Raw genomic sequence first — 24,312 nt, forward strand, 5'->3', positions numbered from 1 at the left:
CCAGGTGATTTGCATGAAAAAATCGACATTGCTGGATTTCCAGAGCAACGCTACGCCGTTAATACAGGCGTTCCAGCGCCTGCCGCTATCGGATGTGCATTTCAAGCGTATTAGCGAGCTGATTTATCAACGCGCAGGGATCGTTCTCGCCGATCACAAACGTGAAATGGTTTACAACCGCCTGGTCAGGCGGCTGCGGATACTCAACCTGGACGATTTTGGTCGTTACCTGGCGCTGCTTGAAAACACGCCTGGTAGCGCCGAATGGCAGGCATTTATTAACGCACTGACCACTAACCTGACGGCTTTTTTCCGTGAAGCTCACCACTTTCCTCTGCTGGCTGAACAGGCAAAAAAACGCAGTGGTAGTTTCAGTGTCTGGTGTGCTGCAGCGTCTACCGGTGAAGAACCTTATTCAATCGCCATTACGCTGGCGGAAGCGTTGGGGTCCGGACCGGGTAAATTTCAGGTTCACGCCACTGATATTGATACCCAGGTACTGGAAAAGGCGCAGGGGGGGATCTATCGCCAGGAGGAGTTGAGGACGCTTTCGCCACAGCAGCTGCAACGCTTTTTCATGCGCGGCACAGGACCTCATGCAGGGATGGTGCGGGTGCGCAGCGAACTGAGTGGCACCATTCAATTCGCTCAGCTTAATTTGCTGGCTAATGAGTGGGCATTACCAGGGCCATTTGACGCAATTTTTTGTCGCAACGTAATGATTTACTTCGACAAGGAAACGCAGGAGAAAATTCTGCGGCGCTTTGTGTCTCTGCTGAAACCCGGCGGCTTGCTGTTCGCTGGTCACTCTGAAAACTTCAGTCAGCTAAGCAAAGATTTTTATCTGCGCGGACAGACGGTATATGGGCTGAGCAGGGACAAAAAATGAAAATGATTAGGGTACTGTGCGTCGATGATTCGGCACTAATGCGGCAGCTGATGACGGAAATTGTCAACAGTCATCCTGATATGGAAATGGTGGCCAGTGCGCCAGATCCACTGGTTGCCCGTGAGTTAATCAAACAGTTTAACCCCGATGTACTGACGCTGGATGTCGAGATGCCGAATATGGACGGTCTCGATTTCCTGGAAAAACTGATGCGTCTGCGACCGATGCCGGTGGTGATGGTGTCGTCATTAACCGGGCGAGGTTCCGAGGTAACGCTACGTGCGCTGGAGCTGGGGGCGGTGGATTTTATCACCAAACCGAGCCTCGGTATTCGTGAAGGCATGCTCTCCTACAGCCAGTTGATCGGCGAAAAATTGCGTGCCGCCTCGCGCGCGCGACTGGGGATACGTAAGCTAGCAGCGGCACCGGCCATACTCAAGAGTGTCCCGCTGCTGGGCAGCGAAAAATTAATTGCCATCGGCGCGTCAACCGGGGGAACCGAAGCGATCCGCCATGTGTTGCAGCCGCTACCGGCCAGCAGTCCGGCACTGCTGATTACGCAGCATATGCCGCCGGGGTTTACCCGCTCTTTTGCAGAGCGCCTCAATAAGCTGTGTCAGATTACGGTGAAAGAAGCAGAGGACGGCGAACGCGTGTTACCGGGCCATGCCTACATCGCACCCGGTGCGATGCATCTGGAGTTGGTGCGCAGTGGTGCTAACTATCAGGTGAAGCTTAACGAAGGCCCGCCGGTTAACCGGCATAAACCCTCGGTGGACGTTTTATTTAACTCAGTAGCCCAGTTTGCCGGTCGCAATGCGATTGGCGTGATCCTCACCGGGATGGGAAACGATGGTGCCGCCGGATTGGTACATATGAAGCAGGCCGGCGCCTGGACTATCGCCCAAAGTGAGGCGAGCTGTGTGGTATTCGGTATGCCCCGTGAGGCGATTGTGCTCGGGGCTGCCAGTGAGGTCGTTGATCTGCATGAAATCAGCCAGCATATGCTGGCAAAAATGAGCGCCGTACAGGCATTACGTATCTAATAAGCGACGGTCCTGAGGGGCTGGACAAAACAGGAGTGAGTATGGCCGATAAGAATCTGAGATTTCTGGTCGTGGACGATTTCAACACGATGCGTCGTATCGTCCGTAACCTGTTAAAGGAATTAGGTTTCAACAATGTGGAAGAGGCGGAAGACGGTGTCGATGCGCTGAATAAGTTACGGGCGTCCCCCTTTGATTTTGTTATCTCCGACTGGAACATGCCTAACATGGACGGACTGCAACTGTTACAGACGATCCGTGCCGACACCGCTCTTTCTAAGCTGCCGGTACTGATGGTAACCGCTGAGGCGAAGAAAGAGAATATCGTTGCGGCGGCTCAGGCCGGGGCCAGCGGCTACGTGGTGAAACCCTTTACGGCGGCCACATTGGAAGAAAAATTGGGCAAGATCTTCGAAAAACTGGGTATGTAAGGAGCTATCATGAGCGAACCTGCTAAACAGAACGACGAGGCCGCGTCGGCGCATGATATCATTGCCCGCATTGGCTCCCTGACTCGCATGTTGCGTGAAAGCCTGCGCGATCTTGGGCTGGAACGGGCAATCGCCGAGGCCGCGGAGGCCATCCCCGATGCGCGTGACCGGCTGGATTATGTGGTCAAAATGACCAGCCAGGCAGCCGAACGGGTGCTGAATGCCGTTGATGATACGCAGCCGCGCCAGAATATGATGGAAAATAGCGCTAAGACGCTTTCTGCGCGTTGGGATGAATGGTTTGAACATCCGGTTGAGCTGGCTGATGCACGCTCGCTGGTAACCGATACCCGTTCATTTCTGTCTGAGGTGCCGCAGCATACCGCCTTTACCAACGCGCAGTTGATGGAAATCATGATGGCCCAGGATTTTCAGGATCTGACCGGCCAGGTCATAAAGCGTATGAACGACGTGGTCCAGGCGATCGAGCGCGAACTGTTGATGGTGCTCATCGATAATATGCCGCACGACGTCACCAGCAAAGTGAAGGATAACGCCAGCCTGCTCAACGGTCCGCAGATCCATGCGGATGCTGAGGGGGTGGTAGCAAACCAGGCGCAGGTCGATGACTTACTCGACAGCCTGGGCTTCTGATCCACCAGGCTGAGCTGCTACACGCGGACGGGGACCGGGTGTCCCCACCATCCCACTGTTATCCATTTCCGGCTATCTGATTAGCGGAAATACCTCTTATTTACGCGTTTTCTCTCGCCATTATTCCGGCTGGTTTTCCGGCAAAATGCCCCTATCACTTTACAGCAGCGTAGGTAACACACAGTGGCTGAGGATAGCGACGAGGAAAAAACAGAATCCGCAACCCCTCACCGCCTGGAGAAAGCTCGTGAAGAGGGAAAGATCCCGCGTTCGCGGGAGCTGACTTCGTTTCTGATGCTCTTTGCCGGCTTGGGGATTTTATGGGTAGGTGGCGAACATATGGCGCATGAGTTGGGCGGCATGTTGTCAGACGGTCTGAGCTTTAATCAGGCGCTACTGAAAGACGACCACCGCATGTTGATTCAGCTGGCGCACCTGGCAATGCGTGCCGTTGGTGCCATCGTACCGATGATGCTGGGGCTGGTTTTGATGGCGATAGCGGCCCCGATGCTGCTTGGCGGTATCGTCATTAGCGGCAAAGCGATCAATGTCGATCTCACCCGGCTTAATCCGCTATCCGGACTCGGGCGAATTGTTTCTGCTCAGACATTTGCCGAACTGCTGAAGTCGGTTCTGAAAGCGGTGCTGGTCGGCGTGGTAACCGGATGGTACATCTGGACAAGATGGCCGGTAATGCTGCATTTGATGAGCGAATCACCGGTCACTGCGCTAACAGGGGCGCTTAACATGCTGGCGATGTGCAGCATGCTGGTGGTGCTTGGTCTGCTGCCAATGGTCGGGTTCGACGTTTTCTGGCAGCTCTACAGCTATTACAAAAACCTGCGCATGACGCGTCAGGAAATTCGGGATGAATTTAAAAGCCAGGAGGGCGATCCGCATATTAAAGGGCGTATACGCCAGGCGATGCGCGCCGCCGCACGCCGCCGCATGATGGCCGACGTACCAAAAGCTGATGTTATCGTTACCAACCCGACACATTATGCGGTCGCGCTGCAGTACGTTGAAAGCAGAATGAGCGCCCCTAAAGTGCTGGCGAAAGGCGCAGGGGAGATCGCACTGCGTATTCGCGAACTGGGTACAGAAAACCGTATTCCAATTCTCGAAGCCCCGCCGTTAGCACGGGCGCTTTATCGTCATAGTGAGATTGGTCAACACATCCCCGGTACGCTGTACGCCGCCGTGGCGGAAGTGCTGGCTTGGGTCTGGCAGCTGCGCCGCTGGCGACGGGAAGGTGGCCTGATACCGAAGAAACCTGAAAATCTGCCGGTGCCAGAAGCACTGGACTTTGCAAGCGAGACAAAAACTGATGGCTAATCTGGCCGCTTTATTACGCTTACCCGACAATGTTAAACAGACGCAATGGCAGGTGCTGGCCGGACCGGTACTTATTTTGCTGATTCTGTCGATGATGGTGCTTCCACTGCCACCTTTTGTCCTTGATTTGCTGTTTACTTTTAATATTGCGCTGTCGATTATGGTGTTGCTGGTGGCGATGTTCACCCAGCGCACGCTGGAGTTTGCCGCCTTTCCCACCATTCTGCTGTTCTCAACGCTGCTACGATTGTCGCTCAACGTCGCCTCTACCCGCATTATTCTACTGGAAGGCCATACCGGTGCGGCGGCGGCGGGACGTGTGGTTGAAGCGTTTGGCCACTTCCTGGTCGGCGGTAATTTCGCCATCGGTATCGTGGTATTTATTATCCTGGTCATCATCAACTTCATGGTCATTACGAAGGGTGCTGGGCGTATCGCCGAAGTCGGCGCGCGTTTTGTGCTCGACGGTATGCCCGGCAAACAGATGGCTATCGATGCTGACCTGAACGCCGGTATTATCGGCGAGGAAGAAGCGAAAAATCGTCGTTCAGAAGTGACTCAGGAAGCTGATTTCTACGGTTCAATGGACGGGGCCAGTAAGTTTGTGCGTGGCGATGCCATCGCCGGCATTATGATCATGGTGATCAATCTGATCGGTGGTCTGCTGGTAGGGGTCGTGCAGCACGGTTTGCCGTTCAGTGACGCGGCGCGCAGCTATACATTGCTGACTATCGGTGACGGTCTGGTTGCCCAGATCCCCGCCCTGGTGATTTCTACCGCAGCCGGCGTTATTGTCACCCGCGTCAGCACTGAGCAGGACGTGGGCGAACAGATGGTCACCCAGCTGTTTAACAACCCGCGGGTAATGCTACTTTCCGCCGGGGTACTTGGATTGTTGGGGCTGGTTCCCGGTATGCCAAACCTGGTCTTTTTACTGTTTACCGCCGGGCTGCTTGGTCTCGCCTGGTACATGCGCGGAAAGCAGATCAAGCCGCAGGCCGTACCGCAAGTGATCAAGCCCGCAGGAGAAGCCGCTTCAGGCGCCGTCGAAGCTTCATGGACCGACGTTCAGCTGGAAGATTCATTGGGGATGGAAGTGGGCTATCGTCTGATCCCCATGGTTGACCATCAGCAAAATGGCGAACTGCTGGGACGCATCCGCAGCATCCGTAAGAAATTTGCCCAGGAAATGGGATTCCTGCCGCCGGTGGTGCATATTCGCGACAATATGGATATGCCGCCCGCGCGCTATCGTATTCTGATGAAAGGGGTGGAGATAGGTAGCGGTGACGCCTATCCGGGGCGTTGGATGGCAATTAATCCCGGTACGGCCGCAGGTTCACTGCCCGGTGAACCCACGGTCGATCCGGCCTTTGGTCTGGCGGCGGTATGGATTGACAGTGCGCTTAAAGAGCAGGCGCAAACGCAGGGCTTCACGGTGGTTGAAGCCAGTACCGTTGTTGCCACCCACCTCAATCATCTCATCGGTCAATACGCCAGCGAGCTCTTTGGTCGTCAGGAAGCTCAACAGCTGCTGGATCGCGTATCCAGTGAAGTGCCCAAACTGACCGAAGATCTTGTGCCCGGGGTAGTGACGCTAACTACCCTGCATAAGGTGTTGCAAAACCTGCTGTCTGAGCGGGTTGCGATCCGCGATATGCGTACCATCATCGAAACGCTGGCGGAACATGCGCCGGTGCAGAGCGACGCCCAGGAGCTGACCAGCGTGGTGCGCGTTGCGCTGGGCCGGGCTATCACTCAGCAGTGGTTTCCAGGTCATGGCGAGGTTCAGGTGATAGGTCTGGATACCACCCTCGAACGATTGTTGTTACAGGCAATGCAGGGTGGTGGTGGTCTGGAACCCGGTCTTGCCGAGCGGCTGTTGGATCAGACATCGCAGGCATTGCAACGTCAGGAGTCTCTTGGCGCTCCGCCGGTGCTGCTGGTCAATCATCCGTTGCGCGCGCTGCTTTCCCGCTTTCTGCGGCGTAATCTGCCTCAGCTGGCGGTGCTGTCAAATCTTGAGCTGAGTGATAACCGGCAAATCCGTATGACGGCAACCCTCGGGGGGCTGGAGTGATAAAAAAACTGCCTGCCATATTTTCTGGCCTGCTGCTGGCGCCATGCCTGGTTCTGGCGGCGAAGGGCGGTGCCTGGCAATCATCGGATATCGGTCCGTCACTGGATAATCGCGGCGTGGCTGCCTCTTCGCGCCCGCTTTCACCGCCGTATGCAGTGAAAGGCACCATGACGACCATCGGGTGGCGCTACGAGCTGTCTGCGCCGGCACCGGTGGGGCTGATAGTGCGTTTGTGTAGCCGCACCCGCTGCGCAATCCTTGAGGGGCAAAGCGGTGAAACACGCGGTTTGACCAACGTACCAGCAGGAGAAACCTTACGTTTTATCTACCAGGTTGAAGGAGCCGGGCGTCTCTGGCCGACGTTGCGGGTTAAAAGCAATCAGATCATGGTCAACTACAGCCAGTAAGAACGCCGGGGCAATGGAAAAGCGCCGTCAGGCGGGATCAACAACGCGAAAGGCTGACGGGGATACAGCAAAAAAAGCGCCTCTGCGGATGCGCCTTTTTCATGAAAGCGCCAATTATTACATGCGCTCGAGGGTACGAATACCCAGCATATCGAGGCCCAGCTTGAGGGTTTTCGCCGTCAGCAGCGCCAGCTTGAGGCGACTGTTACGCGTGGCTTCCTCAGCAGCGGCAAGGATTGGACAGTGCTCATAGAAACTGGAGAACAGGCCAGCCAGATCGTAAAGATAGGCGCACATCAGATGTGGTGTGCCGTCACGGGCAACCTGTAGCAGCGTTTCCTCAAATTGCAGCAGGCGTGCGGCCAGCGATGCCTCACGTGGCTCGCCGATGATAACCGCACCCTGAACGCTGTTTTCGTCAATGCCCGCCTTGCGGAAAACAGAAATCACGCGGGTATAGGCATACTGCATGTAAGGGGCGGTGTTGCCTTCAAACGCCAGCATCAGATCCCAGTCGAAGATGTAGTCCGTGGTGCGACTTTTGGAAAGGTCAGCATATTTCACTGCGCCGATGCCCACAACTTCTGCCATTTGCGACAGCTCGCTGTCAGACATATCGGGATTCTTATCGGCGATCAGCGTGCGGGCGCGGCTGACCGCTTCATCCAGAAGATCAGATAGCCGGATAGTCCCGCCGGCGCGGGTTTTGAACGGTTTGCCGTCTTTGCCCAGCATCATGCCAAATGCATGGTGTTCAAGCGGAACGGAGGTTGGTACATAGCCCGCTTTACGTACGATGGTCCACGCCTGCATCAGGTGCTGATGCTGACGAGAGTCAATGTAATAGAGTATGCGATCGGCGTGCAACGTTTCATAACGGTATTTAGCGCAGGCGATATCGGTTGTGGTGTAGAGGTAACCGCCATCCTTTTTTTGGATGATAACCCCCATCGGTTCACCTTCTTTATTTTTAAATTCATCAAGGTAAACCACGGTTGCGCCATCATCTTCCACCGCCAGCCCTTTCGCTTTCAGGTCTGAAACTATGCCCGGCAGCATAGCGTTATATAAGCTTTCGCCCATAACGTCATCGCGCTGTAGGGTGACGTTCAGGCGATCGTAGACCTTCTGGTTTTGCGCCATCGTAATGTCAACCAGGCATTTCCACATTTTGCGGCAGTATTCGTCACCGCCCTGTAATTTGACGACGTAACGGCGTGCGCGCTCAGCAAATTCTGGATCTTCGTCGTAGTGACGTTTCGCTTCACGGTAAAAATTTTCCAGATCGGCCAAAGCAATTTCTTCGTGATTTTCGTTCTGTTTCTTTTCAAGAAAAGCAATCAGCATACCGAACTGCGTGCCCCAGTCGCCAACGTGATTGGCGCGGATAACCTTGTGGCCCAGAAAGCCGAGGGTACGGGCGGCGGCATCGCCAATGATGGTTGAACGAACGTGACCTACGTGCATCTCTTTTGCGACGTTTGGCGCCGAATAATCAATCACGATGGTTTGCGGCTTTTCCTGCGGAATGCCAAGGCGTGGCGAGGATAACGCACTGTCAATCTGTAATTGCAGCCAGTCACGTGCAAGAAAAATATTAATAAAACCGGGGCCTGCGATCTCGACTTTTTCGGCAATTCCCGTCAGATCGAGCTTTTCTAACAGTTGTTCGGCCAGTTGTCGCGGCGGCATACCCAGTTTTTTGGCGATGGCCATAACACCATTTGCCTGATAATCACCAAATTGCGGCCTTGCTGACTGACGCACCTGAGGTTCACAATCGGCGGGCGCACCAACCGCAATCATTGCCTGACTGACTTTTTCTGTAAGAAGAGCCTGAATATTCACCGGGTTACCTTAACATTCACATCAAATTTGCGTTAAACCGCAAGTGGTTGAATTAATCCGTTGTCATCATCTGGTGACTGGCAACGTTAAAAATGAGACCGAAGTATACTGACTTTTATTCTGGGTGTCGTTATTCGCCCATCGCGCGCGGCGCTGAATAATAGCGCAGCACGAAGAAAAAACGCTGTCTGCGGCGGAATGTTACCCATCCCCACCGGCAGCTTAACTTCCGGCATTGCCTGATTTGTCGCCTGTGACCGATCACCAGATCGGAGGCAGCCCCACTGGGCCAGTGCTAGCAATCTATCACAATATCAACTTACAGCAGCCCTTTGAATGGCAGTACTGATAATCTTTTAAAAAGAGTAATATTGTTGCTGCCGCCAGTTACTTTTTTACTCAACGATAAAGCAGGGCGGTATTTTGATGCGTTAAGCGGTGCGAAAAACCAATAAAGAATCCAACGGGAAAACGATGAAAAAGTGGCAGGATGTTGAACAGTTACAGGACCTGATTGATGATCTTGTGCATTTTAACCAGGCGCTAGCCCTGCTCGCCGACCGTTTATCACTGGATCTGGCGGTTCTTGAAGCCGATCACATTGCCTTACGCTGCCAGCAGGTCAGTACCGCTGAGCGCTGGAGAAGCGGTTTTTTGCAGTGCGGCACCCTGCTGTCGGAGAAAATAATCAATGCTCGCCCCATCGCGCTGTTTGAACTGCCGCTACCGCTGGATGTTCAGGGTAAGGATATCTATGTTATTGAGCTGCCCTGGCCGGGAGAGAAACGTTACCGGCACGATGGCTGGGAACACGTTGAATTTGTTTTGCGTGGTGAGGCGGAAAGTCTCGGGCAGCGTGCGATGGCGCTGTTTTCTGATACCGGGCTAATTCAGCCCGGTATCTCTTTTAAAACCAGCGCGCCGAGAGGTGAGTGCGAGCGCTTGCCGAACCCGACGCTGGGCGTGACTGATGGCGAGGTGACAATTAAGTTTCATCCCTGGTCGCTCAAGGAGATTCTCGCCAGCGAAGGGTAAATCATCGAATCAGGCGTTGATGACGGCGACGTGCATCCGGTGTATGGCTTCAGCCAGCAGGCCATGGGAACAGCCAAAGTTAAAACGGACATAGCCGTCGTCACCAAACTCCCGTCCGGACGAAAATCCCAGTCCCTGTTTTTCGAAAAATAGCGCAGGGTTGTCGAGCTGCATGTCCCGGCAGTCAATCCAGCCGAGATAGGTTGCTTCCGGCGCATTCATCCGCAACCCGGGCAGCTGATTGACTGCGCTGACCAGCAGGTCGCGACTGGTCAGCAGATAGTCAAGTTGGGCATCAAGCCAGCTTTGCCCGTGACGCCATGCTGCCGTAGCGGCGACGATCGCCAGAACGTCTACCTGAGGAACAATACCGCTACGGGCTTTAATAAAGCGCTTGCGAAGCTCCGGGTCGGGGATAATGGCCACAGAGGCACCCAGCCCGGCAATATTAAAGGTTTTAGAAGGCGAAATAAGCGTAATACTGCGCGCCGCTGCATCCTCACTGAGGCTGGCGAAAGGCGTGTGGCTGATGCCCGGTTCCAGTATTAGATCGCAATGGATCTCATCTGAACAGACCAGCAGATCATGACGCCGGGCAAAAGCCAGCTGTGCCTCCAGCTCCTCGCGACGATAGACGGTGCCGCCGGGATTATGTGGATTGCAAAGCATCAGCAGTTTTTCGTGGCCCTGTAATTGCGGTTCCAGCGCCGCCAGATCCATCAGCCAGCGCCCGTCCTTGTCCTGTCGCATCTGCGCATTAATTTGCCCGCGTGACGCTAACGATGCGGCGCTGCGAAAGGGCGGATAGATAGGGGTGGGGGCGATGGTACTTTCACCCGGAGACGTCAACGCACGTACACTGATATTCAGGGCGCTGACGATGCCAGGCAGAATAATCACCCACTCTGGCTCTATGTGCCACTGATGGCGACAGGCCATGCGCTCAACAACGGTTTCTGTCAGCGCAATCGGCTCTTTGCCATAACCGAAAACACCGTGGCTGACGCGCTCATGAAGCGAACTGATAATGCATTCGGGCGAACGAAAATCGGTGTCTGCCACCCACAGTGGCAGGATGTCACGCTCCCCATATTTCGCCCACTTGAGGCTATCGCTGTGACGGCGGTCTATTCGCTGATCAAAATTGAATGTCATGATGCAGTGTCCCGGTAGAATCTATATCCAGAAGCCTAATCTCGATGGCAAAAATAGACAACAGACATTGACCTGAATGTGGAGGGTTGGCATGGCAAAACTTGAGGTTTGCTGCTTCGGCGTGGATTGTGCGTTGCAAGCAGAGAAAGCAGGTGCTGACAGGGTAGAGCTTTGCGCTGCGCCTTCAGAAGGTGGGTTGACGCCATCGGCCGGAATGCTACGTCAGGCGCGTCAGCAGCTGACGTTGCCGGTTCATCCTATCATTCGACCGCGAGGCGGGGATTTTTGTTATTCGGCTAATGAGTTTGCGGTTATCTGTGAAGATATCGCACTGGTTAAAGAGTTGGGATTCAGCGGCCTGGTTGTTGGCATACTGGATAACGATGGACACATTGATATGACACGTATGCGCATTCTGATGAGGCTGTGTGAAGGCATGGCGGTCACTTTCCACCGGGCGTTTGATCTTTGTCATAACCCAGCCATTGCGCTGCAACAGCTGAGCGATCTTGGCGTTGCACGTATTCTTACATCAGGTCAACAGCAGAGCGCAGAAATTGGGCTTGGATTACTAAGGGAACTAACTGCCCTGAGCTGCGGTCCGATAATTATGGCAGGTGCAGGCGTCCGTCTAAGTAATATCACGAAATTTCTTGATGCCGGAATAGAGGAGCTGCACAGCTCTGCCAGCCAGCAGGTGGGTTCGTCGATGCGTTATCGCAAAGCCGGGGTCACCATGTGCTCCAACAGCGAAACCGATGAATTTACCCGGCAGAGCGTTGACGGAGTAATGGTCGAGGCGATGAAAAATGTTATGACATCGCACACTCTGGCAGTAGCAACCTAACCCTTAGCCGCACAGCACGCCAACTCTGACGTGATGTTTGCCAGTACCAAACCCCAGCGTTTTGTTGGGGTTTTTTTTAAGCTGGCGCAAAAAATTAGCGCAGAGGGGTGAGCAACTGATTATCCGCCAGACCCGCGTAAGAAAACCGGCGGGTTTTAATAACGTGAATAAGCCTGGGTTATGCAGAACCTGATGTTCTGTCCTGACAGAACATCTCATAATGACGCAGGCCGCTATTTTCGTTTATCTCATTGTTAAATTCATGCAGAGCATGGTAAATAGAACGCTGTTCAACCTCGTAACAAGATAAAAGGACCCGCGTTGCGACGGTTATTAATTGAAAGCCGCAATGGAATTCCGGCTTGATTATTTGCTTTTATGGAGGTGTCAGTGGTCGTTTCTATCATTTCATTTTTAATTGCTATCACCATCCTTATACTGACACCCGGTTTTGACACCGCGTTAGTATTACGAACTTCTGCAGTGAATGGCTGGCGCAAAGCTGCCATGACCGCGCTGGGCATCAATATGGGGTGCCTGGTCTGGGGGACAGCGGTTGGTTTTGGCCTTGGTGCGCTGCTACTGGCCTCAGAGCTGGCCTATAATCTGATAAAAATTGCCGGAGCAGCCTATTTACTCTGGCTGGGACTGGGGTTGCTCTGGCGTCCACGTAGCGTGCTGGTAGCGCCGCAAGCGGATACTCACCGTCGTCGTGGTTACGGTGCGTTTTTTATGAAAGGGTTTCTTGGCAACTTACTTAACCCGAAAGTTGGGGTGTTTTATATCTCTTTTCTACCACAGTTTATCCCGGCGGACGCGTCCGTTGCGCTCTGGAGCATTGCTATGGCGACGACCCATGTTGTCATTGGTCTGAGCTGGTCGGCGGTACTGATTGCCTCAACGCACTATTTTGCCGGACATCTGCGTCGTCCGGCGGTGATGAAAGTGATGGATCGCCTGACGGGGCTGGTATTTATCGGTTTTGCCGCCAGTCTGGCGCTCTCCCGACGCTAGGCTTGTCGGGAGGCGTTCACGGATTAGCGGCGTTGTCGACGATGGCTAATTACTGTTCCCGGCTGATAGCGCTCTCAGGGTTTGGTGGCGATCAGTACCGCGCGCAGCGGTGCCGGATAGCCTTCAACGGTTTTGCTCGTGTCATCAGGATCGAGAAACTCCGCCAGTGATTCGCTGGTCATCCAGTCTGTCCGACGCTGCTCTTCAACCGAGGTTAATGCGCAGTCAACGATGCGCACATCAACAAAACCGCATTTTTCCAGCCAGTTTTTCAGCGCGCCGGTTGAGGGGATAAAATAAACGTTGCGCATCTGTGCGTAGCGCTCGCCAGGCACCAGTATCTCGCGATCGTTGCCTGCAATCACCAGCGTTTCAAGTACCAGCTCGCCGCCACTTTGCAACTGATTTTTTAACTGTATCAGATGGTCGAGCGGCGAGCGGCGGTGGTACAGCACGCCCATAGAAAATACCGTATCGAACGCCTCCAACGTCGGCAGCTGTTCAATGCCGAGCGGTAGCAGATGAGCGCGGCGGTCGTTGCCCAGTAGCTTACGCACCGCTTCGAACTGGCAGAGGAAAAGCTGCATCGGATCTATGCCAACCACCAACTGTGCGCCAGCGCCCACCATGCGCCACATGTGGTAGCCACTGCCACAGCCTACGTCAAGCACTGTTTTGCCGCTTAGTGATGAAATATGTGGCAGTACTCGCTGCCATTTCCAGTCTGAACGCCATTCGGTATTGATGTTGACGCCATACAGCGAATAAGGGCCTTTGCGCCACGGCATCAGATTACGTAAGAGCGTTTCAATTCCCTGGCGCTGACGTTCGCTGAGATGTGTGCTGTCGGCGCTGACGCCGTGCAGCAAATCAATGACGTCCGGCTCAGGCTGCGGCAGATGCTCAATCGTGCGCTCCCAGCGGGTAAAATGGCCGTGCTGTGCATCCCGCTGCCAGCTGCCGAGCTGGGCTGGTAGCGTTTCAAGCCACAACGCCAGCGGTCCGGTAGCAATTTGCTGATAAAAAAGGCCGAAATCTATCATTACTTATGGTTTTCCTTAACGGCCACCAGTGAACCAAAGTTGACGCACTGAAACCAGACGCCCGCGTGCTGAAAGCCTGCGGCTGAGAGTCGTGCTTTATGACTTTCCACGCTGTCGGTCAGCATCACGTTTTCCAGCATGCTGCGTTTCTGGCTGATCTCCAGCTCGCTATAGCCGTTAGCGCGTTTAAAGTCGTGGTGCATATCAAACAACAGATCGCCGACCGTTTGATCTTCAAAGCTGAACTTTTCCGAGAGTACCAGCGCACCGCCGGGATTCAGCCCGGAATAGACTTTTTTCAACAGCGCCAGGCGATCGTCAGGCTGCAGGAACTGTAACGTGAAATTCAGTATCACCAACGAGGCGTTTTCGATCTTAACCTCGCGAATATCCGCTTCCTGTACCTCTACCGGCGTTTCAGCCCGAAAAGCATCAAGATGACGACGGCAGCGCTCTACCATCGCCGGTGAGTTGTCGATGGCAATAATCCTGCAACCTTCAGCCTTGATATTACGGCGCACCGACAGCGTTGCTGCACCGAGTGAACAGCCGAGGTCGTAAACCTGTGAGCCGGCGCTAACAAAGCGTCCGGCCAGCATGCCAATCATGGAAATAATCGTAGAATAGCCCGGCACTGAGCGCTGGATCATATCAGGGAATACTTCGGCTACACGTTCATCAAAGGTCCAGTCGCCAAGCTGAGCAATGGGGGCCGAAAACAGAGTATCGCGGTCAGACATTGTTCCTATACCGGGTGGTTTCAGTAAAGGCGCTATTCTGGCAGAAACTGCGCCGGGCTGCATCCGGTTCTGAACGCCGTTGATCCCGGCGAAGAGGATGTGAGATAGCGTGAATGTTCAGAATAAACTCACCTGATGCGGCCAGTCAGGCATCGGTCCGAGTGCAGGTAGAACACGTTGTAAATGCGGCCAGAGATGCTGCACCAGCGCTGGGGCTGAAGCAATATCAGGGGTATGAATAAACAGCCAGGGGGTGCCTTGCTGCGACCAGTCTGGCAGTTTCTTGAGCCAGGCGGCAAACCCGTCAAGGTTCGCCAGCGGATCATCGCCGCCGATAAAACGGATGATGGGCTGATCGGCGGTCATCAGTGCGTGAACGGGCAGACGCGGCTTCTTGCGCTGTGCTTCAATAATGGCCGGATTGGCGGGGATGGCGCTGTGAATGGCACGAGTATCAAGGATCACCCGATTAACTCCGCGCTGGTGCAGACCCTGGTTCAACTGACGTTCAGCATCGCCTTTGGCAAAAAATTCCGGATGGCGAACTTCGATCCCATAGCTAAATCCAGTGGGTAACAGCAGTAAAAAGTCCCACAGGGTAGGCAAGTCAGCCGGTGAGAAGGCCGCTGGCATTTGCAGCCAGTACTGGCCGATGCGTCCTTCCAGCGGGGCCATCAGCGTAAAAAACGCCGTCAGCAACTTCTGACAGTTACGCAGCGCTGCCTGGTGGCTGATGGCGGCGGGAAATTTGAAGCAAAAACGAAATTCATCGTCAGTCATGTCATGCCAGCGGCGGACGATCTCCGCACGTGGCAGCGCATATAGCGTGGTGTTGCCTTCAACACAGTTAAAATAACGCGCGTAATCCGCAAGGGTTTCCATGCCCAGACGTTTCCATTGAGGGTGTTGCCACTGCGGCAGGCCGATCCTCGGTCGGGTCATGTTTTATCCTTCATCAGATACAGGCACTGCCAGTTTAACCTGGCGGTTTGCACCCCCCCAAATCAACCGGGAGTCCTGGGACCGGGCCGAAGATGAAACACGTCAGTCAGACCGTGGAAAAGGCAACACTGATGGGTTAATTCGGTGGCGCATGATGCCCCTGCATCTTAAAACGCGGCGATAATTTCATCGCTCTGACGAACACGGGCGATACGCGGAAATATCCACTGCAGACTGCTATGGTGTTGTTCGGTACTGGAAGCGGCGCAAACGTCTTCTGCGATAACCAAATTAAAACCCAGTTCCCAGGCATTACGGGCAGTAGATTCGACGCCGATATTGGTCGAAATACCCGCCAGTACGAGGGTGTCGATGTTGCGGCGGCGCAGCTGTAGCTCCAGATCCGTACCGTAGAACGCGCCCCACTGACGTTTAGTGACTTCCAGGTCGCTCGGTTTTTTGCCCAACGCAGGGGGATAGTTCCACCAGTTATCCGGCAGTACCCCGCCGGGGATGGGCATATCAACCGGCTGCTTGAGCGCGTCGGCAAAATCGTCAGAGGCGCCTACGCGTACCAATATCACCGGTGCATGATGTGCGCGAAAGGCTTCCGCCAGCCTGGCCGCACGGTTAACAACTTGCTCAGCGCTGTGGGGACTGCGGGCAAAAGGCAGGATACCTTCCTGTAAATCGATCAGTACCAGTGCGGTTGATGTGGCTGCTAATTTCAGCATAGTGACTCCATAAATAGTTAACGCAAGAAGGGGGATAACGTTCAGGGGCATCTATCAGACGCTAAGCCGTCGCCTGAAGAAAGTACAATTTTGTTAACGATTATGATTGTAAGAAAGCAAACCGTTAACTCAGTGAAGAAACGCGGCTATCCGGCGGCGTCTGGCTCTTATCCTGCCTGCTTTTTTCTATTATACTGGCTGCCTTTTTCGCGGCAGCGTCTCTTCAAACGAAGGGCGACAGAATCTGGCATGGTTCATGCCACAGCAGCAAGTCAAAAGGATATCCTCATGCGTACTCTTTATTGCGGACAGCTCAACCTGTCCCACGTAGGCCAGCAGGTAACGCTGTGTGGCTGGGTTAATCGTCGACGCGATCTTGGCAGTCTGATCTTTATTGATATGCGAGACCGTGAAGGGATTGTTCAGGTGTTTTTCGATCCTGACCGCAAAGAGGCGTTTGATTTAGCTTCCGAGCTGCGCAATGAGTTTTGCATTGCGCTCACCGGCACGGTGCGCGCGCGTGAAGAAAAGAACCGTAATCCCGATATGGCAACCGGTGGCGTTGAAGTTTTCGCCACCGAGCTGACGATCATTAATCGCGCCGAGCCGCTGCCGTTGGATGCCAATCAGACCAATAGTGAGGAAGCGCGGCTGAAATTTCGCTATCTCGATCTGCGTCGCCCGGAAATGGCGCAGCGGCTACAAATGCGCGCACGTATCACCAGTTTTGTGCGGCGCTTTATGGATGCCAATGGTTTTCTCGACATTGAAACGCCGATGCTGACGAAAGCGACGCCGGAAGGGGCGCGCGATTATCTGGTGCCCAGCCGGGTGCACAAAGGCAAGTTTTACGCGCTGCCGCAGTCACCTCAGCTATTTAAACAGCTGCTGATGATGTCGGGTTTTGATCGCTATTACCAGATTGTTAAATGCTTCCGTGATGAGGATTTGCGTGCTGATCGTCAGCCGGAATTTACGCAAATTGATGTTGAAACTTCATTTATGACCGCCGAACAAGTGCGTGTCATCATGGAAACGCTGATCCGCGCACTGTGGCAGGAGAGCAAAGGGGTCGATCTGGGGGACTTCCCGATAATGACATATGCCGACGCGATTCGCCGCTTCGGTTCAGATAAGCCAGACCTGCGTAATCCGATGGAGCTGGTGGACGTCGCCGATCTGGTCAAAGAGGTTGAGTTCAAGGTATTCGCCGCGCCAGCCAACGATGCAAAAGGGCGCGTGGCGGCCCTGCGAGTGCCGGGCGGGGCGCAGCTGAGCCGTAAGCAAATCGATGACTATGCTAAGTTTATTGAAACCTACGGTGCTAAGGGCCTGGCTTATATTAAAGTGAACGAACGTGCCAGGGGCCTTGACGGTATCAGTAGTCCGGTGGCTAAGTTCCTTAATGCAGAGATTATTGAGGCGATCCTGATGCGCACGGCTGCACAAGATGACGACCTGCTCTTCTTCGGTGCTGATAAAGCTAACGTCGTTGCGGATGCGCTCGGTGCTTTACGTCTGAAGCTGGGACGCGATCTGCAGTTGACTGATACCAATGCCTGGGCGCCACTGTGGGTGATTGATTTCCCAATGTTCGAAAGCGATGACCAAGGCGGACTGGCAGCCATGCACCATCCGTTCACCGCACCGCGTGATATGTCCCCGGAAGCGCTGCGTCAGGACCCGGAATCGGCGGTGGCAAATGCCTACGATATGGTGATTAACGGGTATGAGGTGGGGGGCGGTTCGGTACGTATCCATAACGGTAAAATGCAGCAGACGGTATTCAGCCTTCTCGGCATTGAAGAAAAAGAGCAGCAGGAGAAGTTCGGCTTCCTGCTGGACGCGCTGAAGTTCGGTACGCCTCCGCATGCAGGCCTGGCTTTCGGCCTTGACCGACTGGTTATGCTGTTAACCGGAACCGATAATATTCGGGACGTTATCGCTTTTCCTAAAACTACCGCGGCGGCCTGCCTGATGACCGAAGCGCCAAGTTTTGCCAATGAAGATGCACTGGCAGACTTAGGGGTTCAGGTTATGGAAAAATACAAAGCGGAAAATCGGCAATCCGGCGCTGGCAAAGCGTAATTGATCTCTTTCAAGCAGCCGGTTTCGGTGCTGGTGGTTATCGGTGCGGCAGAGACCGGAAGGGTGCTCATGCTACAACGGCGTGATGATGCCAGTTTCTGGCAGTCGGTAACGGGCAGCCTTGAGGCAAACGAACAGCCGGTGCAGGCAGCCGTTCGTGAAGTATTTGAGGAGCTGGCAATTGATATTCTGCGCGAAGGGTTGCAGCTTGATGATCTGCAACACAGCATTGAGTTCGAAATCTTTGCACAGTTTCGTCATCGCTACGCGCCTGATGTTACGCACAACCGTGAGCACTGGTTTCGCCTGATCCTGCCGCATGAGCGGCAGGTCATTCTGAGTGAACATCTGGCGGCGCGATGGCTGGATAAAACAGCCGCCGCGGCGCTGACAAAATCCTGGAGTAATCGCCAGGCTATTGAAGCATTTATTTAATAGAGTGGCGTAATTTAGCCTTTGTATCCTATAGAGAGATATCCCGATGGCCGGACATAGTAAATGGGCGAACACCAAACACCGCAAAGCAGCGCAGGATGCTAAGCGCGGTAAAATCTTCACCAAAGTTATTCGCGAGCTGGTTACCGCAGCAAAACTCGGCGGTGGCGATCCGGGATCTAACCCGCGTCTGCGAGCAGCAATGGATAAAGCCCTGGCTAATAATATGACCCGTGACACGATGGATCGCGCTATTGCGCGCGGTGTGGGCGGCGATGATAACAGCAACATGGAAACCATCATTTATGAGGGATACGGTCCGGGCGGTTCAGCCATTATGGTGGAGTGCCTGAGCGACAACCGTAATCGTACCGTTGGCGAGGTGCGCCATGCATTCAGCAAAACGGGCGGTAACCTTGGTACAGATGGCTCCGTTGCCTACTTGTTCAGTAAAAAAGGTGTGATCTCCTTTGCGCCCGGTCTGGAAGAGGATGCGGTAATGGATGCCGCGCTGGACGCGGGTGCTGAAGATGTCATCAGCTACGACGACGGCGCGATCGACGTATTCACTGCCTGGGAGGCGTTAGGGCAGATAAAAGATGTTCTCGAGGCGGCTGGCCTTAAAGCCGACAGTGCGGAGGTCTCTATGATCCCGTCGACGAAAGCAGAAATGGACGCCGAAACGGCCCCCCGGCTGCTACGTTTGATTGATATGCTGGAAGACTGCGACGACGTGCAGGAGGTCTATCATAATGGCGAGATCTCAGATGAAATAGCTGAAACCCTTTAGGGGTCATGGCTAAGCTGCGGGCGGCAGGAGACGCGAAATGGCGATTATTTTGGGGATTGACCCCGGCTCGCGGGTGACTGGCTACGGCGTCATCCACCAGGTGGGCAGACAGTTGACCTATTTGGGCAGCGGTTGCATTCGCACTCAGGTGACTGATTTTCCCACCCGCCTGAAGCTAATCTACGCCGGGATCAGTGAAATTATCACCCAGTTCAACCCGGACTTTTTCGCCGTAGAACAGGTTTTTATGGCAAAAAATGCCGATTCAGCGTTGAAGCTGGGACAGGCGCGCGGCGCGGCGATTGTCGCTGCGGTAAACGCTGATTTAGCGGTGTTTGAATACGCCGCGCGTCAGGTCAAACAAACGGTGGTCGGCATCGGCAGCGCCGAAAAGAGCCAGGTTCAGCACATGGTGCGTACATTGCTGAAGCTGCCCGCTAACCCTCAGGCAGACGCGGCTGACGCGCTGGCTATCGCAATCACACATTGCCACGTTAGTCAGAACGTCAACCGGCTGAGTGAAACGCGACTTAATCTTGCGCGAGGGCGGTTGCGCTCCTGATGACAGGCTGGATATTCATCCAGCCTTTTTTATGTTATAACCAATCCACTTCTTCATTAGCACAAGGTAAACACGGTGATCGGTCGTCTTAGAGGCATTGTTCTGGAAAAACAGCCACCGCAGGTTTTGCTGGAAGCCAATGGCGTAGGCTATGAAGTACATATGCCGATGACCTGTTTTTACGCGCTACCAGCGCTGGATCATGAAGCGGTTATTTTTACCCACCTGGTGGTGCGCGAAGATGCTCAGCTGCTGTTTGGTTTTAACAGCAAACCGGAACGGGCACTGTTTCGCGAGTTAATTAAGGTTAACGGTGTGGGGCCAAAACTTGCCCTGGCGATCCTCTCAGGCATGTCCGCACAGCAGTTCGTCACCGCCGTTGAGCGCGAAGAAGTCGCGTCGCTGGTGAAGATCCCAGGTGTCGGCAAAAAAACCGCCGAACGTCTGGTGGTGGAAATGAAAGATCGGTTTAAAGGTATGCATGCCGACCTGTTTGCCCCGGATGCTGCATTCTCTCTGATCAGCGAATCCCCGGCGGCGACGGCAAGCAATGATGCTGAATCTGAAGCCGTTGCGGCGTTGGTGGCGTTGGGGTATAAACCGCAGGAAGCCAGTCGGATGGTGAGTAAAGTAGGGCGGCCGGATGCCGATTGTGAAACGCTGATCCGCGAAGCGCTACGCGCGGCCATCTGAGGTAAGCATGATTGAAGCCGATCGCCTGGTTGCACCGGGCACCGTGAGTGACGAGGAGATAGTTGACAGGGCTATTCGCCCTAAGCGGCTGGAGGAGTATGTCGGTCAGCCCGTGGTACGCGAACAAATGGAGATTTTCATTAAAGCAGCCAAAATGCGCGGTGATGCGCTGGACCATCTGCTGATCTTCGGGCCGCCAGGCCTGGGCAAAACGACCCTGGCAAACATCGTGGCTAACGAAATGGGCGTAAATCTGCGTACCACGTCTGGCCCGGTGCTGGAAAAAGCCGGCGATCTGGCGGCGATGCTGACCAATCTTGAACCGCACGATGTGCTGTTTATTGACGAAATTCACCGTCTTTCACCGGTAGTCGAAGAAGTGCTGTATCCAGCGATGGAAGATTACCAGCTGGATATTATGATTGGTGAGGGCCCGGCTGCCCGCTCTATCAAACTGGACCTCCCCCCTTTTACACTGATCGGTGCTACCACGCGTGCGGGTTCTTTGACTTCGCCGCTGCGCGATCGTTTCGGCATTGTACAGCGTCTCGAATTTTATCAGGTGCCTGATCTGCAACATATCGTATCCCGCAGCGCCAGCTGTCTCGGTCTGGCCCTCTCATCTGAAGGCGCGCTGGAAGTGGCGCGCCGGGCGCGCGGTACTCCGCGGATCGCCAATCGCTTGCTGCGCCGCGTGCGCGACTTCGCTGAAGTGCGTGCCGATGGCGAACTGAGCGGCGAAGTGGCGGCAAAGGCACTGGATATGCTTAACGTTGACACTGAAGGCTTTGACTACATGGATCGCAAATTGCTGCTGGCGATTATCGATAAGTTTACCGGTGGCCCGGTCGGGCTGGATAACCTGGCGGCGGCTATCGGCGAAGAGCGTGAAACTATTGAGGACGTGCTGGAGCCCTACCTTATTCAACAGGGGTTCATCCAGCGTACTCCGCGTGGACGAATGGCGACCCAACACGCATACCGTCATTTCGGTATTACCCGCGGAGCTTAGTCGGCATATAGTCTAAGGCAGTGCTGCTGCTGCATCAGACGCGACGAATTTCATCTGTAGTTACTCCTCGGTAAATCCGCGATTTCACAGTCTGAAGAGGTTAAAACGTCAGGCTGAAGCGTAAATCCTTAGCCTGCTGATAATCTTTTCTTGCCTGCGACCTCATTTTCTCCGAGCCTAAGAGAAAAAGGAGTCCTGCATGGATATTATTTATTATCACCCTTCCTTTAACCCGGAAGTCTGGCTCAGTGGCATGAGAAAACGGCTGCCATCGACTCACGTGCGATTATGGCAGCCAGGGGACGATGGTCCGGCTGACTACGCGCTGGTGCGCCAACCGCCGGTCGAAATGCTGCAAGGGCGAAACGATTTAAAGGCGCTGTTCGCTATTGGCGCGGGCGTTGATGACGTTCTCGATCAGCTCAAACTGCACCCTGACATGCTGGCGCCACAGATTCCGCTGTTCCGCCTCAAAGATACCGGCATGGCTTTGCAGATGCAGGAATATGCGCTTTATCACGTACTGGGCTGGTTCCGGCGCTTTCCGGAGTATCAGCAGCAAAAGCAGCAGCACTACTGGCATCCTCTTAAACCGCGTCGTCACAGCGAATTTTCCATTGGGATCATGGGGGCCGGGGTGCTGGGTAAAAGCGTGGCGGAGTGCCTGCGACCTTTTGGCTTTCCGTTGCGTTGCTGGAGCCGGACAGCTAAGCAGCTGGACGGCGTGACCAGTTTTTACGGTGATGATCAGCGGCAGGCTTTCCTCAGTGGCAGCCAGGTACTGATAAATCTGCTGCCCAGTACGCCGCAGACGGTGGGGATAATTAATCGCGCGTTGATGCGCCAGCTGCCGCACGGCGCTTTTATTCTTAATCTTGCCCGCGGTGCCCATCTGATCGAAGGGGACCTGCTGGCTGCGCTGGACGATGGCGAAATTGGCGGCGCGGCGCTTGATGTTTTTGCCACGGAACCGCTGAGCACGGAGCACCCATTCTGGCGTCATCCGGCAGTGGCGATCACGCCGCATAACGCGGCGGTCACCCTGCCAGAAGCGGCGATGGACGACATAGCCAGCGCCATTCTTAAACTCGAAGCCGGTGAGATCCCGCCAGGCAGGGTAGATCGTCAACTCGGCTATTAATCCTGGCTCAGGCAGGGTGCCTGGAGTAACTTACCGATTATTAAGGAGAGATCAGATGAAGTATCCGGTTGATTTACATATGCACACCCTTGCCAGCACCCATGCCTACAGTACCCTGCGGGACTATGTTTTACAGGCCAGACAGGTGGGTATCAGGCTGCTGGCGATCACCGATCACGGCCCCGATATGGCCGATGCGCCGCATTACTGGCATTTTGTCAATATGCGCATCTGGCCACGGCTGGTGGATGGCGTAGGTATCCTGCGTGGTATTGAAGCGAATATTAAAAATATCCACGGTGAAATTGATTGTAGTGGACCAATGATGGACTCAGTCGATATGATTATCGCTGGCTTCCACGAGCCGGTGCTGCTGCCGCAGGATAAAGTGACGAACACCGCCGCGATGATAGCCGCAATGGCCAGCGGTAAGGTACATATTATCAGCCATCCCGGTAACCCGCGTTACCCGGTAGATATCCCGGCGATTGCCCGGGCGGCCGCGCAATATGATGTCGCACTGGAGTTAAATAATTCCTCATTTACCACCTCACGTGCCGGCAGTGAGCCGAACTGTCGGGCGATAGTTGCCGCAGTAAAACAGGCCGGTGGATGGCTGGCCCTTGGCTCTGATTCGCATACCGCGTTCACCCTCGGTAATTTTGAACACTGTATTCGTATTATGAATGAAGTGGATTTTCCGCAGGAACGCGTGTTAAATGCTTCACCGCAGCGCCTGCTGTCGTTTCTCGCGCAGCGTACCGGTAAAACTATCCCTGAATTTGCTCAATTATTCTCCCAACGGAAACCGATCGATGAATGAATTTTCCATCATTTGCCGCGTTCTCGGCTCGCTATTTAACCGCCAGCCGCAGGACCCGCTGCTGGTGCCGCTGTTCACCCTGTTGCAGGATGGAAAGCTTAAGCAAAGCTGGCCACTGGAGCAGGATGATTTACTGACGCGTTTGCAGCAGAGTAGCGATCCGCAGGCGCTGGCGACCGATTATAACGCGCTGTTTGTCGGTGAGGATTGTCGCGTTTCACCCTATGGTTCGCACTGGGAAAACGGCCCACAGGAGGCCAAGGTTCGTCAGTTTTTACAAGCGCAGGGTATGCCGCTAAGTGAGGCACCTGCCGATCACATCGGGCAGATATTGCTGGCATCATCCTGGTTAGAAGATCAGGGGGAGTCCGTCTCTGTTGACGCTCAGAAAGCGCTGTTCGATGACTACCTGATGCCCTGGTGTGGGGTGTTTCTCGGCAAGATGGAGGCGCATGCCACTGCGCTGTTTTATCGCACGCTGGCCGCACTAACCCGTGATGCTATTCAAGCGATGCGGGAAGAATTAGAAGAGCAGGACGACGACGCCTAGTCGCGGTGCGCCACCACA

At 54.4% G+C, this 24,312-nt stretch carries 25 protein-coding genes; 19 read left to right on the plus strand and 6 right to left on the minus strand.

Translation table 11 applies throughout. The features are described 5' to 3' along the window. Positions 1-13 precede the first annotated feature (13 nt). From cheR to flhE, 7 genes are all read left to right on the plus strand, one after another. Entirely contained in the window at positions 14-889 is an 876-nt protein-coding gene (gene cheR / locus BM191_RS01885; RefSeq protein WP_092874361.1) for a protein-glutamate O-methyltransferase CheR, read from the plus strand. Then, on the plus strand, positions 886-1,935 hold the full coding sequence (locus tag BM191_RS01890; RefSeq protein WP_092874364.1) for a protein-glutamate methylesterase/protein-glutamine glutaminase: 1,050 nt from the start codon (positions 886-888) through the stop codon (positions 1,933-1,935). Before cheR ends, BM191_RS01890 begins: the two co-directional genes overlap by 4 nt. A gap of 41 nt (positions 1,936-1,976) precedes the next feature. Then, positions 1,977-2,366, plus strand: coding sequence for a chemotaxis response regulator CheY (cheY, locus tag BM191_RS01895; RefSeq protein WP_092874367.1), 390 nt, complete (start codon positions 1,977-1,979; stop codon positions 2,364-2,366). A 9-nt stretch (positions 2,367-2,375) separates the two neighbouring features. Then, on the plus strand, positions 2,376-3,020 hold the full coding sequence (cheZ, locus tag BM191_RS01900) for a protein phosphatase CheZ (RefSeq protein WP_092874370.1): 645 nt from the start codon (positions 2,376-2,378) through the stop codon (positions 3,018-3,020). A 183-nt stretch (positions 3,021-3,203) separates the two neighbouring features. Continuing rightward, positions 3,204-4,355: a flagellar biosynthesis protein FlhB gene (flhB, locus tag BM191_RS01905; RefSeq protein ID WP_092874373.1), complete on the plus strand. Its 1,152-nt coding sequence runs from the start codon at positions 3,204-3,206 to the stop codon at positions 4,353-4,355. Further along, positions 4,348-6,435: a flagellar biosynthesis protein FlhA gene (gene flhA, locus BM191_RS01910; protein WP_092874376.1), complete on the plus strand. Its 2,088-nt coding sequence runs from the start codon at positions 4,348-4,350 to the stop codon at positions 6,433-6,435. Before flhB ends, flhA begins: the two co-directional genes overlap by 8 nt. A 17-nt stretch (positions 6,436-6,452) precedes the next feature. After that, on the plus strand, positions 6,453-6,842 hold the full coding sequence (gene flhE, locus BM191_RS01915; protein ID WP_092875183.1) for a flagellar protein FlhE: 390 nt from the start codon (positions 6,453-6,455) through the stop codon (positions 6,840-6,842). Between the two features lie 117 nt (positions 6,843-6,959). On the opposite strand, the gene argS is transcribed toward flhE, so the two are convergent. Next, complete coding sequence (gene argS, locus BM191_RS01920; RefSeq protein ID WP_092874381.1) at positions 6,960-8,690, minus strand: arginine--tRNA ligase; 1,731 nt, start codon at positions 8,688-8,690, stop codon at positions 6,960-6,962. Between the two features lie 474 nt (positions 8,691-9,164). On the opposite strand from argS, the gene BM191_RS01925 reads away from it, so the two are divergent. Next, positions 9,165-9,725 carry a VOC family protein gene (locus BM191_RS01925; RefSeq protein ID WP_092874384.1) on the plus strand — a complete coding sequence of 187 codons (561 nt, stop codon included), beginning with the start codon at positions 9,165-9,167 and terminating at the stop codon, positions 9,723-9,725. Positions 9,726-9,734: 9 nt separating this feature from the next. Here BM191_RS01925 and BM191_RS01930 read toward each other — a convergent pair whose 3' ends face one another. Next, positions 9,735-10,880, minus strand: a complete 1,146-nt coding sequence (locus tag BM191_RS01930) for a MalY/PatB family protein (protein WP_092874387.1) — start codon at positions 10,878-10,880, stop codon at positions 9,735-9,737. Between the two features lie 91 nt (positions 10,881-10,971). Here BM191_RS01930 and cutC point away from each other — a divergent pair, with 91 nt between their 5' ends. Continuing rightward, positions 10,972-11,727, plus strand: a complete 756-nt coding sequence (gene cutC / locus BM191_RS01935) for a copper homeostasis protein CutC (protein WP_092874390.1) — start codon at positions 10,972-10,974, stop codon at positions 11,725-11,727. 390 nt (positions 11,728-12,117) lie between these two features. Continuing rightward, positions 12,118-12,741: a LysE family translocator gene (locus BM191_RS01940; RefSeq protein ID WP_177203274.1), complete on the plus strand. Its 624-nt coding sequence runs from the start codon at positions 12,118-12,120 to the stop codon at positions 12,739-12,741. A 74-nt stretch (positions 12,742-12,815) separates the two neighbouring features. Here BM191_RS01940 and cmoB read toward each other — a convergent pair whose 3' ends face one another. From cmoB to BM191_RS01960, 4 genes are all read right to left on the minus strand, one after another. After that, positions 12,816-13,784 (minus strand): tRNA 5-methoxyuridine(34)/uridine 5-oxyacetic acid(34) synthase CmoB, encoded by a 969-nt coding sequence (cmoB, locus tag BM191_RS01945; RefSeq protein WP_092874396.1) that lies wholly within the window; start codon positions 13,782-13,784, stop codon positions 12,816-12,818. Next, positions 13,784-14,524 carry a carboxy-S-adenosyl-L-methionine synthase CmoA gene (gene cmoA, locus BM191_RS01950; RefSeq protein WP_092874399.1) on the minus strand — a complete coding sequence of 247 codons (741 nt, stop codon included), beginning with the start codon at positions 14,522-14,524 and terminating at the stop codon, positions 13,784-13,786. Before cmoA ends, cmoB begins: the two co-directional genes overlap by 1 nt. A gap of 117 nt (positions 14,525-14,641) precedes the next feature. After that, positions 14,642-15,466: a DUF72 domain-containing protein gene (locus tag BM191_RS01955; RefSeq protein ID WP_092874402.1), complete on the minus strand. Its 825-nt coding sequence runs from the start codon at positions 15,464-15,466 to the stop codon at positions 14,642-14,644. A 167-nt stretch (positions 15,467-15,633) separates the two neighbouring features. After that, positions 15,634-16,200, minus strand: a complete 567-nt coding sequence (locus BM191_RS01960) for a hydrolase (RefSeq protein WP_092874405.1) — start codon at positions 16,198-16,200, stop codon at positions 15,634-15,636. 288 nt (positions 16,201-16,488) lie between these two features. Between BM191_RS01960 and aspS the strand changes: the two genes are divergently transcribed. The 9 genes from aspS to BM191_RS02005 all read left to right on the plus strand — a co-directional run bounded on the left by aspS (position 16,489) and on the right by BM191_RS02005 (position 24,294). Then, a complete protein-coding gene (gene aspS, locus BM191_RS01965; protein WP_092874408.1) occupies positions 16,489-18,288 on the plus strand; it encodes an aspartate--tRNA ligase in 1,800 nt (599 codons plus the stop codon). Positions 18,289-18,291: 3 nt separating this feature from the next. After that, on the plus strand, positions 18,292-18,723 hold the full coding sequence (nudB, locus tag BM191_RS01970) for a dihydroneopterin triphosphate diphosphatase (protein WP_092875185.1): 432 nt from the start codon (positions 18,292-18,294) through the stop codon (positions 18,721-18,723). A gap of 46 nt (positions 18,724-18,769) precedes the next feature. Then, positions 18,770-19,513: a YebC/PmpR family DNA-binding transcriptional regulator gene (locus BM191_RS01975; protein WP_092874411.1), complete on the plus strand. Its 744-nt coding sequence runs from the start codon at positions 18,770-18,772 to the stop codon at positions 19,511-19,513. Positions 19,514-19,550: 37 nt separating this feature from the next. After that, a complete protein-coding gene (gene ruvC, locus BM191_RS01980; RefSeq protein ID WP_092874414.1) occupies positions 19,551-20,075 on the plus strand; it encodes a crossover junction endodeoxyribonuclease RuvC in 525 nt (174 codons plus the stop codon). 75 nt (positions 20,076-20,150) lie between these two features. Next, a complete protein-coding gene (gene ruvA, locus BM191_RS01985; RefSeq protein ID WP_092874418.1) occupies positions 20,151-20,768 on the plus strand; it encodes a Holliday junction branch migration protein RuvA in 618 nt (205 codons plus the stop codon). Between the two features lie 7 nt (positions 20,769-20,775). Then, complete coding sequence (gene ruvB, locus BM191_RS01990; protein WP_092874422.1) at positions 20,776-21,780, plus strand: Holliday junction branch migration DNA helicase RuvB; 1,005 nt, start codon at positions 20,776-20,778, stop codon at positions 21,778-21,780. A gap of 199 nt (positions 21,781-21,979) precedes the next feature. Then, positions 21,980-22,921, plus strand: coding sequence for a glyoxylate/hydroxypyruvate reductase GhrA (gene ghrA / locus BM191_RS01995; protein ID WP_092874425.1), 942 nt, complete (start codon positions 21,980-21,982; stop codon positions 22,919-22,921). A gap of 55 nt (positions 22,922-22,976) precedes the next feature. Continuing rightward, positions 22,977-23,744, plus strand: a complete 768-nt coding sequence (locus tag BM191_RS02000) for a phosphatase (RefSeq protein WP_092874428.1) — start codon at positions 22,977-22,979, stop codon at positions 23,742-23,744. Beyond that, entirely contained in the window at positions 23,737-24,294 is a 558-nt protein-coding gene (locus BM191_RS02005; RefSeq protein WP_092874431.1) for a TorD/DmsD family molecular chaperone, read from the plus strand. Before BM191_RS02000 ends, BM191_RS02005 begins: the two co-directional genes overlap by 8 nt. Positions 24,295-24,312 lie beyond the last annotated feature (18 nt).

It is taken from the genome of Izhakiella capsodis (assembly GCF_900115045.1).
GTDB lineage: Bacteria > Pseudomonadota > Gammaproteobacteria > Enterobacterales > Enterobacteriaceae > Izhakiella > Izhakiella capsodis.

Excerpts from the sequence above, each read along its gene's own strand:
- BM191_RS01925 (WP_092874384.1), top strand. The coding sequence starts at position 9,165 with ATGAAAAAGTGGCAGGATGTTGAACAGTTACAGGACCTGATTGATGAT.
- flhA (WP_092874376.1), top strand. The coding sequence starts at position 4,348 with ATGGCTAATCTGGCCGCTTTATTACGCTTACCCGACAATGTTAAACAG.
- BM191_RS02000 (WP_092874428.1), top strand. The coding sequence starts at position 22,977 with ATGAAGTATCCGGTTGATTTACATATGCACACCCTTGCCAGCACCCAT.
- BM191_RS01890 (WP_092874364.1), top strand. The coding sequence starts at position 886 with ATGAAAATGATTAGGGTACTGTGCGTCGATGATTCGGCACTAATGCGG.
- cmoB (WP_092874396.1), bottom strand. The coding sequence starts at position 13,784 with ATGATAGATTTCGGCCTTTTTTATCAGCAAATTGCTACCGGACCGCTG.
- BM191_RS01975 (WP_092874411.1), top strand. The coding sequence starts at position 18,770 with ATGGCCGGACATAGTAAATGGGCGAACACCAAACACCGCAAAGCAGCG.
- BM191_RS02005 (WP_092874431.1), top strand. The coding sequence starts at position 23,737 with ATGAATGAATTTTCCATCATTTGCCGCGTTCTCGGCTCGCTATTTAAC.
- ruvB (WP_092874422.1), top strand. The coding sequence starts at position 20,776 with ATGATTGAAGCCGATCGCCTGGTTGCACCGGGCACCGTGAGTGACGAG.
- ruvC (WP_092874414.1), top strand. The coding sequence starts at position 19,551 with ATGGCGATTATTTTGGGGATTGACCCCGGCTCGCGGGTGACTGGCTAC.
- aspS (WP_092874408.1), top strand. The coding sequence starts at position 16,489 with ATGCGTACTCTTTATTGCGGACAGCTCAACCTGTCCCACGTAGGCCAG.
- cheZ (WP_092874370.1), top strand. The coding sequence starts at position 2,376 with ATGAGCGAACCTGCTAAACAGAACGACGAGGCCGCGTCGGCGCATGAT.
- cheY (WP_092874367.1), top strand. The coding sequence starts at position 1,977 with ATGGCCGATAAGAATCTGAGATTTCTGGTCGTGGACGATTTCAACACG.
- BM191_RS01955 (WP_092874402.1), bottom strand. The coding sequence starts at position 15,466 with ATGACCCGACCGAGGATCGGCCTGCCGCAGTGGCAACACCCTCAATGG.
- BM191_RS01960 (WP_092874405.1), bottom strand. The coding sequence starts at position 16,200 with ATGCTGAAATTAGCAGCCACATCAACCGCACTGGTACTGATCGATTTA.
- BM191_RS01930 (WP_092874387.1), bottom strand. The coding sequence starts at position 10,880 with ATGACATTCAATTTTGATCAGCGAATAGACCGCCGTCACAGCGATAGC.
- ghrA (WP_092874425.1), top strand. The coding sequence starts at position 21,980 with ATGGATATTATTTATTATCACCCTTCCTTTAACCCGGAAGTCTGGCTC.
- cutC (WP_092874390.1), top strand. The coding sequence starts at position 10,972 with ATGGCAAAACTTGAGGTTTGCTGCTTCGGCGTGGATTGTGCGTTGCAA.
- cheR (WP_092874361.1), top strand. The coding sequence starts at position 14 with ATGAAAAAATCGACATTGCTGGATTTCCAGAGCAACGCTACGCCGTTA.
- cmoA (WP_092874399.1), bottom strand. The coding sequence starts at position 14,524 with ATGTCTGACCGCGATACTCTGTTTTCGGCCCCCATTGCTCAGCTTGGC.